This window comes from Dokdonella ginsengisoli (genome assembly GCF_042652785.1).
Taxonomy (GTDB): Bacteria; Pseudomonadota; Gammaproteobacteria; order Xanthomonadales; family Rhodanobacteraceae; genus Dokdonella_A; species Dokdonella_A ginsengisoli.
In genome coordinates this window covers 92,630-108,014 of sequence record NZ_JBHSHD010000005.1, presented here as the reverse complement: position 1 = coordinate 108,014, position 15,385 = coordinate 92,630, and the positions used below count along the sequence as shown (strand labels likewise).

Here is a 15,385-nt window from a genome sequence, read left to right as displayed (position 1 = left end):
ATGTTCGCGCGTTCGCTGATCCTCGCCGCCGGTTTCGTCCTCGCCTCGGTCGCCAGCGCGGCCGACGCGCCGAAGTGGGAGGCGGGCAAGCACTACGCCGTGATCGATCCGCCGGTGGCCACCAGCACCGGCGACAAGGTCGAGGTGCTGGAGGTGTTCTCCTACGCCTGCCCGCACTGCGCGCACTTCCAGCCGTATGCGGACAAGCTCAAGGCGAGCCTGCCCAAGAGCGCCGAATTCACGCTGATGCCGGCCGACTTCCAGCCGGTCTGGCTGGTCTTCGCGCGCGGCTTCTATACGGCCAAGTCGATGGGCCTGCTCGACAAGACGCATCAGGCGATGTTCGACGCGATCTATCGCGACCACGTGCCGATGCAGAACATCGACCAGGTCGCCGACTTCTACGCGCAGAACGGCGCCGACAAGCAGACCTTCCTGTCGACCGCCCAGTCGTTCGTGGTCGAGGGCCAGCTGGAGCAGATCCGCAGCCGCGAAATGGCCTACGGCGTGGATTCGACGCCGACCCTGATCGTCAACGGCAAGTACCGCATTTCCGCCGAGCGCGACGCCGGCGTCGGCTTCGACCAGATGGTCGAGATCGCGCAGTACCTGGTCGCCCAGGAATCGAAGAAAGGCAAGAAGTAGCGACCTGCGGCGGCCGCGGACGAGGGCCGCCGCCGGTTTCCGCCGCCGCGCTGCGCGGCGGCCACGGGAGCTTCGTGCCGGCGCGGGAACGATCGCGCCCGGGCGCGGTCTGGCCTAATCTGCGCCGTCACCATTCTTCCGAGGGAACACGATCATGCTGAAGCATCTGGGTCCGCTGCTCGCCGGTGTGCTGCTCGTTTCGGCCGCGGCGAAGGCGGAAACCGCCGCCGCGCCGGCCGCCGGCTGGGAAGCCGGCAAGAACTACTTCGCGATCGATCCGCCGCAGCCGACCGCCAGCGGCGACAAGGTCGAAGTGCTCGAGGTGTTCTCCTACGCCTGCTCGCACTGCGCGAACTTCCAGCCCTACGCCGAGCAGCTGAAGGCCTCGCTGCCGGCCTACGCCAGCTTCGGCTACATGCCGGCGGTCTTCAATGCGCAGTGGGAGCCGTTCGCGCGCGCCTACTACGCGGCGCAGTCGCTGGGCGTGCTCGACAAGACGCATCAGGCGCTGTTCGACGCGCTGCATCGCGACCGCGTGCCGCTGCGCACGATCGACGATCTCGCCGGCTTCTACGCCCAGCACGGCGTGGACAAGGCCAAGTTCCTGTCCGCGGCCAACTCGTTCGAAGTCGAGAGCAAGCTCTCCCGCGCACGCGAGCTGGTGAAGAACTTCGGCGTCGACGGCACGCCGAGCATCGTCGTCGCGGGCAAGTACCGCGTCACCGCGCAGTCCGCCGGCGGCTACCCGAAACTGATCGAGCTGGTCGACTACCTGGCCGAGAAGGAACACGGCGGCCCGTCCAAGCCGGCCAAGGCGGCGAAGAAGCCTTGATCCGTGACCGGTGACGCTTGCGAGCGTCATCGACGGTGACTAGCCTGCGCGCATGATCTCGGAGCCTGCGGTCGCCGCGCCGGACGTCGACGACGCGACGGCGCTGCGCCTGGTCAGTTGCAACATCCTGGCCGGCGGCAGCGTCAAGCGCTATCGCGACTACGTCACGCACAGCTGGAAACACGTGCTGCCGACCGGCAAGCGCGCGAACCTCGACGGCCTGGCGCGCGTGATCGGCGGCTTCGACCTGGTCGGCCTGCAGGAAGCCGACGCCGGCAGCCTGCGCTCGGGTTTCCTCAACCAGACGCAGTACCTCGCCGAGACCGCGGGCTTTCCGTACTGGAGCCACCAGCCGAACCGCCGCGTGTCGCGCCTGGCGACCTCCAGCAACGGCCTGCTCGCCCGCCGCCAGCCCGACGAAGTGCTCGACTACCCGCTGCCCGGCCGCATCCCCGGCCGCGGCGCGCTGTGGGCGCGCTTCGGACACGGCACCGACGCGCTGGTCGTGGTCGTCGCGCACCTGTCGCTCGGCGCGGTCGCGCGCGCGCGCCAGCTGGCCTTCCTCGCCGAGCTGATCGGGCCGTACCAGAACGCGATCCTGATGGGCGATCTCAACACGCCGGCGCACAGCACCGAACTCGAGACGCTCTACGCGCGCACCTCGCTGGTGCGCCCCGCGCACGCCCCGCCGACCTTTCCTAGCTGGCGCCCGACACGCGCGCTCGACCACATCCTCGTCTCGCGCACGCTCGAGGTCGAACGCCTGTGGGCGCTGCCGTATCCGGTGTCCGACCACCTGCCGATCGCGGCGAGCGTGCGGCTGCCCGGAGCGCGTGCGGCGCTGCCGAAGGGCTGATCGCCGCCGCATTGCGCCGCGAGGCGCCCGCCCCGTTCGCGCAAAAAAAGGGCCGCGCAAGGCGGCCCTTCTTGCTCTGCGCCATCGGCGTCAGAACCGGATGCTCGCCTCGACGTAGCTGAAGCGGCCCGGCAGGTCGTAGTTCGACGCGTCGTAGCCGTTCAGCGAGCAGGACAGGCACACCGGAGCGTCCTTGCCGAAGATGTTGTTGATGCCGGCCGAGACGCTGAAGTCGTAGTGGATCGGCACTTTCCAGCTCACGCGCGCGTCGTGGTACGTGGTGGCGCCGAGGTAGTGCGTGCCGTTGTTGCGCCCGCCGAAGACGTTGTCGGGGTGATCGCAGATCGGAAAGCCCGCGGCGCTGCCGCAGTCCTCGACCAGCCGCGACAGGTAGCGCAGCGTCCAGCTGACGTTCCAGTCGGCCAGGCCCCAGCTCGCCGTGAAGGTGGACTTGATGCGCGGAATGCCGCTGTCGGCGACTTCCACGCCCACGCGGGCCGGCTCGGCGGCGCCGGTATCGGTGGCGACGGACTTGTAGTCCTTGGTGTAGGTGATCTGCCAGTTCGCACCGAAGTGGCCGATGCCGGTCTCCGGGCTCAGCCAGTTCAGGCCGAGATCGAAGCCGCTGGTGTCGATGCGGCCGAGGTTGCGCAGCGTGTTGTTGAAGCCGTTGATCGAACCGTTGGCGGCGCGCGTGATGCCGTTGCAGAACAGCGGGTCGAGTGTGGCGACGCAGCGGTTGAGCTGGGTCTGTGCGTTCGGCGCCTGGATCGAATTCTCGACCTTGATCTTGTAGTAGGTGAATTCGAAGTCCAGCCGCTGCGACCACGCCGTGTTGTCGGCCCAGCCGGGACTGTAGATCGCGCCGAGCGTGGTGCTCTTGGACTCTTCCGGCTTCAGGTTGCGGTTGCCGCCGGTGATGACCGAGATCTGCGGATTGGTCTGCTCGAATCCGGGCGGAACGCCGAGCGCGGCGCAGTTGGCGCCGACCTCGCCACTGCAGGGGTCGTTCAACTGCGCGTCGAAGCGCGAGAACGTGCTGAACAGCTCGCCGATCGAGGGTGCGCGGAAGCCTTCCGCGTAGGTGCCGCGCAGGGTCAGGTCGTCGACCAGCTGCCAGCGCAGGCCGAACTTGTTGTTGGTCGTGTTGCCGAAGTTCGAGTAGTCCGAATAGCGCGTGGCCACGCTGAGGTCCAGGTGCTTGGCGAACGCCATCTCGGCCAGCAGCGGCACGTTGAGTTCGAGGTAGTACTCGTCGACCGAATAACCGCCCTGCGTCGGACCCGACGGCACGCCGTTCGAATCGCCGGCGGTGACGACCGCGTCCGGCGTGTAGGAGCCGCTCAGCTTGCGGTGCTCGTAGCCGGCGGCGACGTCGAGCGAGCCGGCCGGCAGCTGGAACAGGTTGCCGGAGATGTTCGCGGTCCAGACCTTGAGGTCCTGCTTGCTGTGGTCGCGCTCGGTGAACTGGATGTAGTTCAGCATCTCGCGCGTGATCGTGCCGGGCCCGCCGAACAGGTTCAGCGGCACGCACGGCGCCGTGCACAGCTCGACCGGGCCGAGCGCGTTCATGATGTGGCGGATGTTGTAGGTGCCGGTGACGGTCTGCGTCGCCTTGTTCGTGCTGTCGACGTAGTTGACGTCCCAGAAGAACTGGCGCTCGCCGAACGAGAAGTCGCCGTTGAAGCCGGCCGCGTAGTACCGGGTGTCCACGCTCTGCTTGTAGATGCGCGGACCGCCTTCCAGCGGGCGGCGGCCGAGGCCGAAGTTCGGGTCGTCGCCGCTCAGGCTGAAGCCGAACGGGTTGTACGGATTGCTCGCGTCGACGCCGACTCGGTAGCACAGGTCGGTCGCCATGCAGAACTGCTGGCCGAGGAAGATCGGCTCGGGCGCGGCCTGGTTGGTCGAATCACGCTCGTTGTACAGGCCCTTCAGGTAGAAATTGACGTGATCGGTGATGTGGTAGGTGCCCTGCGCGAAGATGCCGGTGCGGTCCTGCGGCGTCAGCAGCAGGTTGTACGGCGCGAAGTTGAAGCGATCCGGGCGGCCGAACGCGTGGAAGCCGTCGGGAAAGCGCTGGAACTCGTTGACGCTGTTCGGCGTGATGTCGCAGAACGACGACGCGGGGCTGCCGTCGTCGTTGAACTGCGCGCACAGGCCGCCGTAGGTCTGGTTCGGATCGCCCGGCGCGAACAGGATGCGCGTGTAGGGCGTGGCCGAACTGCCGTTGGCCAGGCCCGTTCCGGGGATCGGCTCGCTGCCGGCCTGCCTCCAGTCCGCCGAGCTGATGCGGTTCTGCTTGAACCGGCTCACGTCCATGAAGAAGTCGAACTTGTCCGCGCTGCCGCCGATGGAGACGTTGCCGGACCAGGTCTTGCCGTCGCCGGTCGAATAGTCGCCGCCGTAGACGTGCAGGCCCAGGCCCTTGTCCTTCTTTTTCGTGATGATGTTGATGACGCCGGCGATCGCGTCGGAGCCGTACAGCGAGGAAGCGCCGTCCTTGAGGATCTCGATGCGGTCGACGATGCTGGCCGGGATCGTATTCAGGTCGACCGCGGCCGAAACGCCGGAGGCCGAGGATTCGTTCACCCAGCGCAGGCCGTCGACCAGGATCAGCGTGCGCTTGGCGCCGAGATTGCGCAGGCTGATCGTAGTCGAGCCCGAGCCGACGCCGCCGCCGTCCGGCGGAAAACCGAAATTGCCGGCCGAATTGAATTTCGTGTTCAGGGAGGAGCCGCTGACCGACAGGCGCTGGATCACGTCGCCGATCGAACCGAGGCCGGTCGCCTCGATGTCCTTGGAGGTGATGGTCAGGATCGGCGTCTGGCCTTCGACCTCGGCCTTCTTGATGCGCGAACCGGTGACTTCGATCGCCTGCAGCACCTGCGTATCGTCGCCGCCTTTCTCCTGTGCCGCGGCGGGTATCGCGCAAGTTCCCAGCAAGGCCAGCCCGGTCATGGAATACAACGCGAACGGCGGCAAACGGTGTGGCTTCATCGTATCTCTCCCGTACGAAAGAAAACCCATGCTGCGCCGCCGGGATGCGGCCCCGGCGACGTAAAGAAAATGTAAAACAATTATTTCTCCATGGCTACAATTGTTCTTTGCGGATGCGAATGGCGTTGTTTTTCCGCTCCCGCATCCCTCGTAATTCGTGCACTGGCGCACGTTAAACTCCGATTGCACTCGCCACGGTTGCCGCATTGATGCCCCTGCGTCCGATTCGACGATTCCTGCAGCGCTGCCTGGTTCCGCTCCTGGCCGCGCTCGCCACCGCTCCCCTCCACGCCGCCGACCGCGCCGAACAGCGCGCCCAGTTCCGCACCGCGCTCTCGCTCGCGGCCAAGCCGCAGGACACTGCCTGGAAGCGTTACGCGGCCGCCCTCGAGGAGGCGCGCTATCCGCTGGCGCCGTATGTCGAGCTGGCGGCGCTGCGGCCGCGCGTGGCCAAGCTCGAACGGCGCGAGGTCGAGGATTTCCTCAAGCGCTGGCCGGACACCCTCGCCGCGCGCGACCTGCGCGAGGCGTACCTGCGCGAACTCGCGCGCCGCGGCGACTGGACGACGTTCCGCGCGCTGTGGCAGGACAGCAGCGATCGCGAACTGCAATGCAACGCGCTGCAGGCGCGGCTGGCCGCCGGCGACAGGCTCGACTTCGCGCGCGACCTGGAAACGCTGTGGCAGGATTCGCGCGCGCTGCCGTCCGCCTGCGATCCGGTGCTCGCCGCGGCGCATCGCGGCGGCACCCTCGACGACCAGCGCATCCGCGAGCGCCTGGACCGCGCCGCCGCGGCCGGCAACGCCGAGGCCGCAGCGGAGATCGCGCCGCTGCTCGACGGCGTCGAACGCGCGGACGCCGACCGCATCGTCACCGCGCTGCGCGATCCGTCCGGCACGCTGGCGAAGGCGAAGAACTGGCCCGACGGCGCGCACGTCCGCGACGCGGTGTCCTACGCGTTCGCGCGGCTGGCGCGCAGCAACAGTTCCGCCGCCGAAACGGCCTGGGCGAACCTGCAGGCGCGTTTCCAGTGGAGCGCCGAACAGAAGAACCGCATCCTGCATGCGATCGCGCTGTATCGCGCGACCAGCTATTCGCCCGATGCGCTCGCACGCCTGAAGGCATTGCCGGAGGAGGCCGAGGACGAGGCCACGCGCGAATGGCAGGTGCGCATCGCGCTGACCGGCGGCGACTACAAGGAAACCCTGGAGGCCCTGGACGGGCTTTCCGACGCGCAGAAGGAAGACCCGCGCTGGCGCTACCTGCGCGCGCGGCTGCTCGACAAGCTCGGCCGCAAGGCCGAGGCGGCGCCGATCTACGCCGCGCTCGCGCGCGAGGCCAACTTCTACGGCTTCCTCGCCGCCGACTGGAGCGAGCAGCCCTACGCGATCTGCCCCGGCAAGCTGGCCGGTACCGACGCGGCCGAGGCCACGCTGGCCAAGCAGGTCGATCTCGAACGCGCCTACGAATTCCGCGAACTGGGCATGCTGCGCGAGGCGCGCCGGGAGTGGGATTTCGCGATGGGCAAGCTCGACCAGAACCAGCGCCGCCTGGCCGCCGATCTGGCCTATCGCCGCGGCTGGTACGACCGCGCGGTGTTCGCCTTCTCGGCCGATCCGGAGACGCAGAAACTGTACGAGCAGCGCTTTCCGCTCGGCATGGAGAAGCACGTCCGGCAGGAAGCGCGCGCGGCCGGCGTCGATCCCGCCTGGGCCTACGCGATCATCCGCGCCGAGAGCGCGTGGATGACCGACGCGCGCTCGCACGCCGACGCCTACGGGCTGATGCAGCTGCTGCCCGGCGTCGCCAAGCAGATGGCGAAGGCCGAAGGCCTGCCGTACTCCAAAGCGCAGGACCTGTTCGATCCGGAACTCAACGTGCAGCTCGGCACGCGCTTCCTCGGCCGCATGGCCGACAAGTACGACGGCAGCCCCTGGCTGGCCAGCGCCGCCTACAACGCCGGCGGCGCGCCGGTCGGGCGCTGGCTCGACGCGCGCGCCTCGCTGGAGCCGGATTTCTTCATCGAAACGATTCCGTACAAGGAAACACGCGAATACGTCTCGCGCGTGCTCGCCTTCAGCGTGATCTACGACTGGCGCATGAACGGCAAGGCGCTGCCGCTGTCCTCGCGCATGCCCAAGATCGGACAGGCCTACCGCGCGCCGGACGACAGGACACCGCGCAAGGCGGTGGTGTGCGCGCCCTCGCCGACGCCGCCGGCGACCGTGGCCGACGGCGCAGCATCGCCGAAGCAGGACACCGGCACCGGCGAAGACGCTTCGCAGCCGTAAGCCACGCACGCGCCTTGCAGGTCTGGCCGGAACGGGTTAAATGGAATGCCCGATCCGCGGAATGCCTCATGAAACCCCTGCAGATCGTCATCCTCGGCGGCACCGGCTTCGTCGGCCGTCACCTGGTACCGCGCCTGCAGCGTGACGGCCACTCGATCACGGTGCTGTCGCGCAACCGCGAGCGGCGGCGCGATCTGGGAACGCTGCCGCGTGTGCGCGTGGTCAACGCCGACGTGCACGATCACGCGGCGCTGGCGCGGCGGCTCGACGGCGCCGACGCGGCGATCAATCTGGTCGGCATCCTCAACGAGCACGGCAGCGACGGCAGCGGCTTCCGCAAGGTGCACGTCGAGCTGACGCAGTCGCTGATCGCGGCCTGCGTCGAAAGCAAGGTTCCGCGCCTGCTGCAGATGAGCTCGCTGCGCGCCGGCGAGGGCGAGAGCTTCTATCTCAAGAGTCGTGGCGAGGCCGAAGCGCGCGTGCAGGGCTCGCCCCTCGCCTGGACGATCTTCCGGCCTTCGGTGATCTTCGGCGACGGCGACGGCCTGTTCTTCCGCTTCGCCGACCTGCTGCGCCTCGCGCCGGTGCTGCCGCTGGCGCGCGCACACGCGAAGTTCGCGCCGGTCTACGTCGGCGACGTCGCCGAGGCGTTCGCGCGCGCGCTGGCGCACCCGGCGACGGTCGGGCGCGTCTACGAACTCTATGGCCCGCGCACGATCGAGCTGGGCGACCTGGTGCGCTGGACCGCAAGGATGATCGATCGGCGGCGCTGGGTGCTGCCGCTGCCCGACGCGCTCGGCGCGCTGCAGGCCAGGGTCGGCGAATGCCTGCCGGGAAAGCCGATCTCGCGCGACAACTTCCGCTCGCTCAAGCTCGATTCGGTCGGCAGCGCCGACGGCCTCGCCGCGCTCGGCATCGTCGCCACGCCGATGGACTTCGTCGTGCCGCTGCTGCTCGCCCGTCGCACGCGCGCAGCGAGCACGCGCCGCGGCTGAGATCGCGGGCAAGTTGTCGCTGCACACGCTCTGGCACAATCGACCGCATGCAGATCTATCTCGTCGGCGGCGCGGTACGCGACCAGTTGCTCGGCAAGCCGGTCGCCGATCGCGACTACGTCGTCGTCGGCGCCACTCCGGAGGAGATGCGCCGCCTCGGCTACCGTCCGGTCGGCAAGGATTTTCCGGTGTTCCTGCATCCGCACAGCGGCGAGGAATACGCGCTGGCGCGCACCGAGCGCAAGACCGGCCACGGCTATCGCGGCTTCGCCTTTCACACCGACGCCTCGGTCACGCTGGAGCAGGACCTCGAGCGCCGCGACCTCACCATCAACGCGATGGCGGCCGACGCGCAGGGCGCGATCGTCGATCCCTACGGCGGCGGCCGCGACCTCGCCGACCGCGTGCTGCGCCACGTGTCGCCGGCCTTCGTCGAGGATCCGGTGCGCGTGCTGCGCGTGGCGCGCTTCGCGGCGCGCTACGCCTCGCTCGGTTTCCGCATCGCCGACGAGACGCTCGCGCTGATGCGCTCGATGGTCGCCGACGGCGAAGTCGACCATCTGGTGCCGGAGCGCGTCTGGGCCGAAACGCGCCGCGCGCTCGCCGAACCGACGCCGTCGGCCTTCCTGCGCGCATTGCGCGCCTGCGGCGCGCTGCGCGTGGTGTTTCCCGAGGTCGACGCGCTGTACGGCGTGCCGCAGCGCGCCGAATTTCATCCGGAGATCGACACCGGCGTGCACGTCGAGCTCGTGCTCGGCATGGCGGCGCGGCTCGCGCCGGGCGACGACCTGATCGGCTGGTGCGCGCTGACCCACGACCTCGGCAAGGCGCTCACGCCCAGGCACGAACTGCCGCGTCACCTGCGCCACGAGCACAACGGCGTCGAGCCGCTGCGCGCGCTGTGTGCGCGACTGAAGGTGCCGGCCGAACACGCCGCGCTGGCGGAGCTGGTCTGCCGCCACCATCTGGAAGCGCATCGCGCGTTCGAGCTGCGCGCCTCGACCGTGCTCGAGCTGCTGGAAAAACTCGACGCGTTCCGCCGCCCGGAGCGCCTGCAGGGCTTCCTGCTCGCCTGCGAGGCGGACAAGCGCGGTCGTCTCGGCCATGCCGACTCGCCCTACCCGCAGGCCGACTACCTGCGCGCGGCGCGCGCCGCCGCCGGCACGATCAGCGCCGCCACCTTCGTCGCGCAAGGCCTGTCCGGCACCGCGATCGGCGCGGCGATGCGCGAGGCGCGCGTGAAAGCGATCGAGGGCGTGAAGCGGGACCTGAAAGCCGCGGAGTGAAGTCGCGAGCGCGGAAAGACCGCGTGCGACGCTGTTCGCCTCTCCCGCTGGCGGGAGAGGCCGGCGCGCGCAGCGCGGCGGGTGAGGGAACGCCGATGAAAGTCCGCACGCCAAGCCCCTCACCCTGCCCTCTCCCGCAAGCGGGAGAGGGGAAAGCAGCGTACGACCATCCACCTCTCCGGCGAGAGGAAGAGGGGAAAACGGCGTACGACCGTTCGCCTCTCCCGCTCGCGGGAGAGACCGACGCGCGCAGCGCGGCGGGTGAGGGAATTCCCTACAGACGCCGCGAGCGGTCGACGGCGCGCAAGCCCGGCAGCACGCCCTCGACGCCGCGCGCGAAGGCCATCACCTGGAAGCGCTCGCCCATCTCGCCGGGCAGGGTCAGCCGCTTGGTCTCGGCGGCGCGGCGCAGCCGTTCGAGGTCGGATCCCTCCGGCGCCGAGGCGACGATCTCGGCGAGCCCGCTGGCGAGCAGGAACGCGCCCTGCGGCGCGTAGCCGGCGAAGTCGAATCCGGCGCCGGTGCCCGCCTCGGCCAGCGCGGTGAAATCGACGAAGGCGGTGATGTCTTGCAGGCCCGGCCAGAGCAGCGCATCGGCGTGCGCGCGGTGCCGGTAGTGGCAGACCAGGGTGCCGTCGCGGCGTTCGGGCAGGTAGAACTCGCGGCGCGGATAGCCGTAGTCGACGAACAGCATCGCTCCGGCTTCCAGCGTGGCGCCGATCGCCTGCATCCAGTACGGCAGCTGCGGCAGGATCTCCGAGCGGTAGCCGTCGTCGAACGGTGCCCCGAGGGAGCGCTCGACCACCCGTACGGCGCTGCCGACCAGCCCGTCGGCGGGACGGTCGACACACACGAGGCGCTCGCCATCGACGGCGACGTGCTCCTCGAACACCTCGCCGTCGAGCATCGCAAAGCGCGTCGCCGGCAACGCGTCGACGACTTCGTTGGCGAACAGCACGCCGCGCCACGGCTCTTCCGGCGGCCGCTCGATCCATTCCACGCGCTGCGCGAGCTCGTCCGGCAGCTCGCGCGCGGCGCGCTCGCGCTGACGCTGGCGCAGGTCCGCGCTCGGCTCCAGGATGCGGTAGCGGCGCGGCAGCGCGTCCAGCGCGGCGAACTCGCGCAGCGCGTCGAGCGCGAACGCGCCGCTGCCGCCGCCGAGCTCGACGAAATCCGCCGCGTCGCCGAGTTCGCGCAGCACCGGCGCCAGCGCGCGCGCGATGCTGCGCGCGAACAGCGGACCGAGTTCCGGCGCGGTGACGAAATCGCCGGACGCGCCGAACTTGGTGCGGCCGGCGCTGTAGTAGCCCAGCCCCGGCGCGTACAGGCACGCGGTCATGTAGCGCGAGAACGGCATCGGGCCGCTGGCGGCGATCTCGGCGCGGATCGACGCGGCGAGCCGGTCCGACAGCGCGCGTTCGTCGGCACCGGGTTCTGGCAGGGCGGTGTTCAAGGCTGGCTCGGCGCGGCGTTCTGCGGCAATCTCGAAAGGTGGCCAGCATAGCGACCGGCCGGGAGAACTCAACGATGAACGAACGCCCGGTCGTGCTGGTCACCGGCGCGGCCCGTCGCATCGGCGCGACGATCGCGCGCACGCTGCACGCGGCCGGCTACGACCTCGCCCTGCACTGCCGGCGTTCGCGCAGCGAACTCGATGCACTGATCGACGTGCTCGAGCGCGCGCGGCCGCGCAGCACGCTGGCGCTGCAGGCCGACCTGGCCGAGGTCGAGCGCCTGCCCGCGCTCGTCGACGCGGCAGTGCAGCGCTTCGGCCGCCTCGACGGCCTCGTCAACAACGCCTCGGCGTTCCATCCGACTCCGCTCGGCACGATCACCGCGGCGCAATGGGACGAGCTGTTCGCGGCCAACGCGCGCGCGCCGCTGTTCCTTGCGCAGGCGGCCGCGCCGCATCTCATGGCGAGCCGCGGCGCGATCGTGAACCTGATCGACGTCTACGCCGAGCGTCCGCTCGCGCAGCACAGCGTGTACGGCATGGCCAAGGCTGCGCTGGCGATGGCCACGCGCGCACTCGCGCTCGAACTCGCGCCGGCCGTGCGCGTGAACGGCATCGCGCCCGGCGCGATCCTGTGGCCGGACGCCGGCAAGCCGCCGGCCGAGCAGGAAGCGCTGATCGCGCGCACGCCGCTGCAACGCATGGGAACGCCCGAGGACGTCGCCGCGACCGCGCTGTGGCTGCTGCGCGACGCCGCGTTCGTGACCGGCGAAATCCTCCGCGTCGACGGCGGGCGGGCGCTGCTCTGAATCCGCTGCGCCGCGGGGGACGGCTTGCGTAAAATTGGGCCTTCTTCGCATTGTGGAAACTTCGGCCGGCGTATGGTCCGCCCCGCGCGTCGCCGGCGGCATCACCACCGATCCCGGCGTCACCATGAACGCGCGCACCGGCGCCGGGCGGGCGGTGACCGGTCCGGCGCTGGCGCTGGCCGGCCGCGGCGAAATCCAGATGCTGGTGATGCTGCGCTGACGGATTGCGGCCCGATCGCGCAGCCTCGGCTGCGCGATCGAGCGGTCTGCGCGACACCGGTGGCGGGCGGAGCCGCTCAGGCCACCGAGTTGCGCACGTGACGGTACTGCCCCGGCGGCAGGTAGAGCGGGAACACGCCGGCTTCCTCGTGCTTGAGCGCGCCGGCGAGCAGTCGCGCCGCCTTCACCACATCGGTGAGGAAGCGCTGGCGCTGCTCGACCAGCCACGGACCGTCGAGGTATTCCTCGAAGATCGATTCCACACGGCGGACGGCACGCAGCACCTCGGCCTGCACGGCGTTGAACTGCCGCGCGGCGAAACGGTCGTTCTCCAGCCCCCAGCGCAGGTACGGGTACAGCTGCGTCGCCTTCACCAGACTCAGGTGGCGGAACGCCGCGGCGACCTCGCGCAGGCCGTTGATGCAGGCGTCCTCGTCGCGTCCGCGGCACACGTCCAGCAGCGAACGGATCAGCGCGCGCAGCGTCTCGTTGTCCTGCAGGAGCTGGGCGATCAGGCGCGGCCGGAAGCGCACGGGCACGTCGGCGGCCACCGGATCGGCGCGACGCGGAAAGGCCACCGGTACGGGCCCGGTGGCGAACAGGTGTTCGAGCAGACGTGCCACGACTCCTCCTCCGACGCGCGCCTCCGAGGCCCCCGGCGCGACCAGGGCGGTCTTTATCCCAGCCCGGCGGGGCCGGCGTAAGCTAGGGAATTTCCCAGATGGACAGGCGTGCCGGGGTCGGCGGGAGACGCCGCCGCCCACAGTTCGCGCAGCGATCGGCCGCTGCGCGGCTCGCGCAGGTCCGGCGCGATGTCGGCCAGCGGGCGCAGCACGAAGGCCTCGGCGAGCTCCCTGCGCGGGATCTCCAGGTTGCCCGGCCCGCTGAGCACGAGGTCGTCGAACAGCACGATGTCGACGTCGAGGGTACGGCTGGAGAAGCGCGGCACGTCGCGGCGGCGGCCGTGGCGGTCCTCCAGCGCGTGCAGCCAGTCGTTCAGCGCGTGCGGGTCGAGATCGCTGTCGATGCCGGCGGCGAGATTGACGAAAGCCGGCCCCTCGAAGCCGACCGCAGCGAAGCGATACGCCGGCGAGACGACGAGCGTGCCGAAGCGAGTCCGCAGTTCGGCCAGCGCGGCGGGCAGATGACGTTCGGGGTCGAGATTGGAACCGAGGCTGAGCCAGGCGCGATGCATTGGCTTCATCCTCCACGTGTGCGCCGCCGCGTCAAGCTGGCAAGAGTCCCCGCAGCCTGCCTACAATCGCGAAGCCGCGGAGGCGGCTCCTGCATTGAGGTTGAGGAACGGCAATGACGTATTGCGTGGCCATCCGGGTCGACGCCGGACTCGTGCTCGCGGCCGATACGCGCACCAGCGCAGCCTTCGACGACATTCGCACGCACACCAAGCTGAGCACGTTCGAGTACCCGGGCGAACGCGTCTTCGCGCTGCTGTCGGCCGGCAATCTGGGCACCACGCAGAACGTGCTCGCGCGTATCGCGCGCGACGCGGACACGCCCGGCGCCACCGCCAGCCTGCGCTCGGCCGCCGACCTGTTCGAGGCGGCGGACTACCTCGGCCGCGCGCTGGTCGAAGCGCAGCAGAAGGCGAACGGCGCGGCGGCGGACGGCGTCAACCTGGAAGCGACGCTGATCTTCGCCGGGCAGATCGGCACCGGCGCGACGGGCCTGTTCCTCGTCTATCCGCAAGGCAACTGGATCGCCGCCTCGCCGGAGACGCCGTTCCTGCAGAGCGGCGAGCTGAAGTACGGCAAGCCGATCCTCGACCGCATCCTCCGGCCGGAGACTTCGCTCGAGGACGCGGCACGCTGCGCCCTCGTTTCGATGGACGCCGCGATCCGCTCGAACCTCTCGGTCGGCCCGCCCATCGACCTGGCCCTGATCCGCGACGGCGACCTGCGGCTGTCGCACCGGCTGCGCCTGGGCCAGGATTCGCCGTTCTACGTCGAGTTCCGCGAGACCTGGTCGACCGAACTGGCCGCGGCGGTGCGCGGCCTGCCGCCGTTCGAATGGGAAGCGCCCCGCGCGCCGCCGGCGCCCTAGCCGCGGAAATACGCCTCGCCGACCGCGTGGTGCAGCTGCGCCAGGCCAAGCTGGATGCGGTCCATCCATTCGCGCAGCCCGCTTTCGACGAGCTCGTCGGCGTCGGCCTCGCGCGCGAGCGCGAGGGTGTGCCGGAGTGCTTCCTCCGGCGCGCGCCCTTTCGGCGGCATCAGCGACAACGTGTGGCGGATGCCGGCCAGGCAGTAGGTCACGCTGCGCGGAAATTCCGCGTTCTGCAGCAGGAACTGCAGCGCCTGCCGCGCGCTCACGCGCTGGCGCACGTGGCGGCGGTACATCTGGTAGGCGGCCAGCGAGCGCAGCACGCTCATCCACTGGGTCGCCTGGTAGGCGTCCAGTTCCTCCGCCGCGCGCGGACGGATCAGCCCGGAAGCGCCTGCGTCGATCAGGCGCGTGGTCATGTCGGCCTGCTCGATCGCGGTGCCCAGCCGCAGGAACTGGAAGCCGATGTCGTGGCTGACGTTGGAGGTCAGGATGCCGGTGGCGGTCAGCGAATCGTCGACCACGCGGTTGATCAAGTCCATGCGATAGCGGCGCATCAGCGCGCGCTCGCCGTTCTCGCCGACCCACAGGAAGGTGCCGTTGACGCGCTCCCACAACTCCGCCGGCACCGTCTCGCGCACCGAGCGCAGGCTGTCGCGCGCGGCCTTGAGCGCGCTGAGCATCGAATTGGGGTTGCGCTCGTCGAGCAGCAGGAAATGCACCGCCTCGCTCTCGACGACCGCAGCGGCGGAATCCGGATGCAGCGCATGGAAGGTCTCGCCGGCGCCGAGCGTGTCGAGCAGCGGATGCCAGGCGAAGCGCACGCTGCGCGGCAGGTCGAGCTGCAGCTGGTTGGTGACGCCGACCAGGCGCGCGGTGTTCTCGGCGCGGCGCAGGTAGCGGCTGAACCAGTACAGGTTCTCGGCGACGCGCGAGAGCAT

The 15,385-nt window shown here is 69.9% G+C and carries 13 protein-coding genes; 8 read left to right on the top strand and 5 right to left on the bottom strand.

The genetic code is table 11. The features are described 5' to 3' along the window. The 3 genes from ACFO6Q_RS05085 (at position 1) to ACFO6Q_RS05075 (ending at position 2,333) form a co-directional block, all read left to right on the top strand. Complete coding sequence (locus ACFO6Q_RS05085; protein ID WP_380019478.1) at positions 1 to 645, top strand: thiol:disulfide interchange protein DsbA/DsbL; 645 nt, start codon at positions 1 to 3, stop codon at positions 643 to 645. A gap of 154 nt (positions 646 to 799) precedes the next feature. After that, positions 800 to 1,477 (top strand): thiol:disulfide interchange protein DsbA/DsbL, encoded by a 678-nt coding sequence (locus tag ACFO6Q_RS05080; RefSeq protein ID WP_380019477.1) that lies wholly within the window; start codon positions 800 to 802, stop codon positions 1,475 to 1,477. Positions 1,478 to 1,529: 52 nt separating this feature from the next. After that, positions 1,530 to 2,333: an endonuclease/exonuclease/phosphatase family protein gene (locus ACFO6Q_RS05075; protein ID WP_380019476.1), complete on the top strand. Its 804-nt coding sequence runs from the start codon at positions 1,530 to 1,532 to the stop codon at positions 2,331 to 2,333. Between the two features lie 90 nt (positions 2,334 to 2,423). Here the strand turns inward: ACFO6Q_RS05075 and ACFO6Q_RS05070 are convergent, their stop codons facing one another. Further along, complete coding sequence (locus ACFO6Q_RS05070) at positions 2,424 to 5,330, bottom strand: TonB-dependent receptor (RefSeq protein WP_380019474.1); 2,907 nt, start codon at positions 5,328 to 5,330, stop codon at positions 2,424 to 2,426. A gap of 209 nt (positions 5,331 to 5,539) precedes the next feature. Between ACFO6Q_RS05070 and ACFO6Q_RS05065 the strand changes: the two genes are divergently transcribed. The 3 genes from ACFO6Q_RS05065 (at position 5,540) to ACFO6Q_RS05055 (ending at position 9,902) form a co-directional block, all read left to right on the top strand. After that, positions 5,540 to 7,621 (top strand): transglycosylase SLT domain-containing protein, encoded by a 2,082-nt coding sequence (locus ACFO6Q_RS05065; protein ID WP_380019473.1) that lies wholly within the window; start codon positions 5,540 to 5,542, stop codon positions 7,619 to 7,621. Positions 7,622 to 7,689: 68 nt separating this feature from the next. Further along, entirely contained in the window at positions 7,690 to 8,616 is a 927-nt protein-coding gene (locus tag ACFO6Q_RS05060) for a complex I NDUFA9 subunit family protein (protein ID WP_380019472.1), read from the top strand. Positions 8,617 to 8,663: 47 nt separating this feature from the next. Continuing rightward, positions 8,664 to 9,902 (top strand): multifunctional CCA addition/repair protein, encoded by a 1,239-nt coding sequence (locus ACFO6Q_RS05055; protein ID WP_380019471.1) that lies wholly within the window; start codon positions 8,664 to 8,666, stop codon positions 9,900 to 9,902. Between the two features lie 274 nt (positions 9,903 to 10,176). Here the strand turns inward: ACFO6Q_RS05055 and ACFO6Q_RS05050 are convergent, their stop codons facing one another. After that, positions 10,177 to 11,355: a class I SAM-dependent methyltransferase gene (locus ACFO6Q_RS05050; RefSeq protein WP_380019470.1), complete on the bottom strand. Its 1,179-nt coding sequence runs from the start codon at positions 11,353 to 11,355 to the stop codon at positions 10,177 to 10,179. Positions 11,356 to 11,429: 74 nt separating this feature from the next. On the opposite strand from ACFO6Q_RS05050, the gene ACFO6Q_RS05045 reads away from it, so the two are divergent. Beyond that, a complete protein-coding gene (locus ACFO6Q_RS05045) occupies positions 11,430 to 12,164 on the top strand; it encodes a pteridine reductase (RefSeq protein ID WP_380019469.1) in 735 nt (244 codons plus the stop codon). A 296-nt stretch (positions 12,165 to 12,460) separates the two neighbouring features. On the opposite strand, the gene ACFO6Q_RS05040 is transcribed toward ACFO6Q_RS05045, so the two are convergent. Next, positions 12,461 to 13,006, bottom strand: coding sequence for a hypothetical protein (locus ACFO6Q_RS05040; protein WP_380019468.1), 546 nt, complete (start codon positions 13,004 to 13,006; stop codon positions 12,461 to 12,463). A 53-nt stretch (positions 13,007 to 13,059) separates the two neighbouring features. Then, entirely contained in the window at positions 13,060 to 13,578 is a 519-nt protein-coding gene (gene folK / locus ACFO6Q_RS05035) for a 2-amino-4-hydroxy-6-hydroxymethyldihydropteridine diphosphokinase (protein WP_380019467.1), read from the bottom strand. A 113-nt stretch (positions 13,579 to 13,691) separates the two neighbouring features. On the opposite strand from folK, the gene ACFO6Q_RS05030 reads away from it, so the two are divergent. Then, positions 13,692 to 14,444, top strand: coding sequence for a proteasome-type protease (locus tag ACFO6Q_RS05030; RefSeq protein ID WP_380019465.1), 753 nt, complete (start codon positions 13,692 to 13,694; stop codon positions 14,442 to 14,444). On the opposite strand, the gene ACFO6Q_RS05025 is transcribed toward ACFO6Q_RS05030, so the two are convergent. Beyond that, complete coding sequence (locus ACFO6Q_RS05025; protein WP_380019464.1) at positions 14,441 to 15,385, bottom strand: alpha-E domain-containing protein; 945 nt, start codon at positions 15,383 to 15,385, stop codon at positions 14,441 to 14,443. The two genes, ACFO6Q_RS05030 and ACFO6Q_RS05025, sit on opposite strands and share 4 nt — an antisense overlap.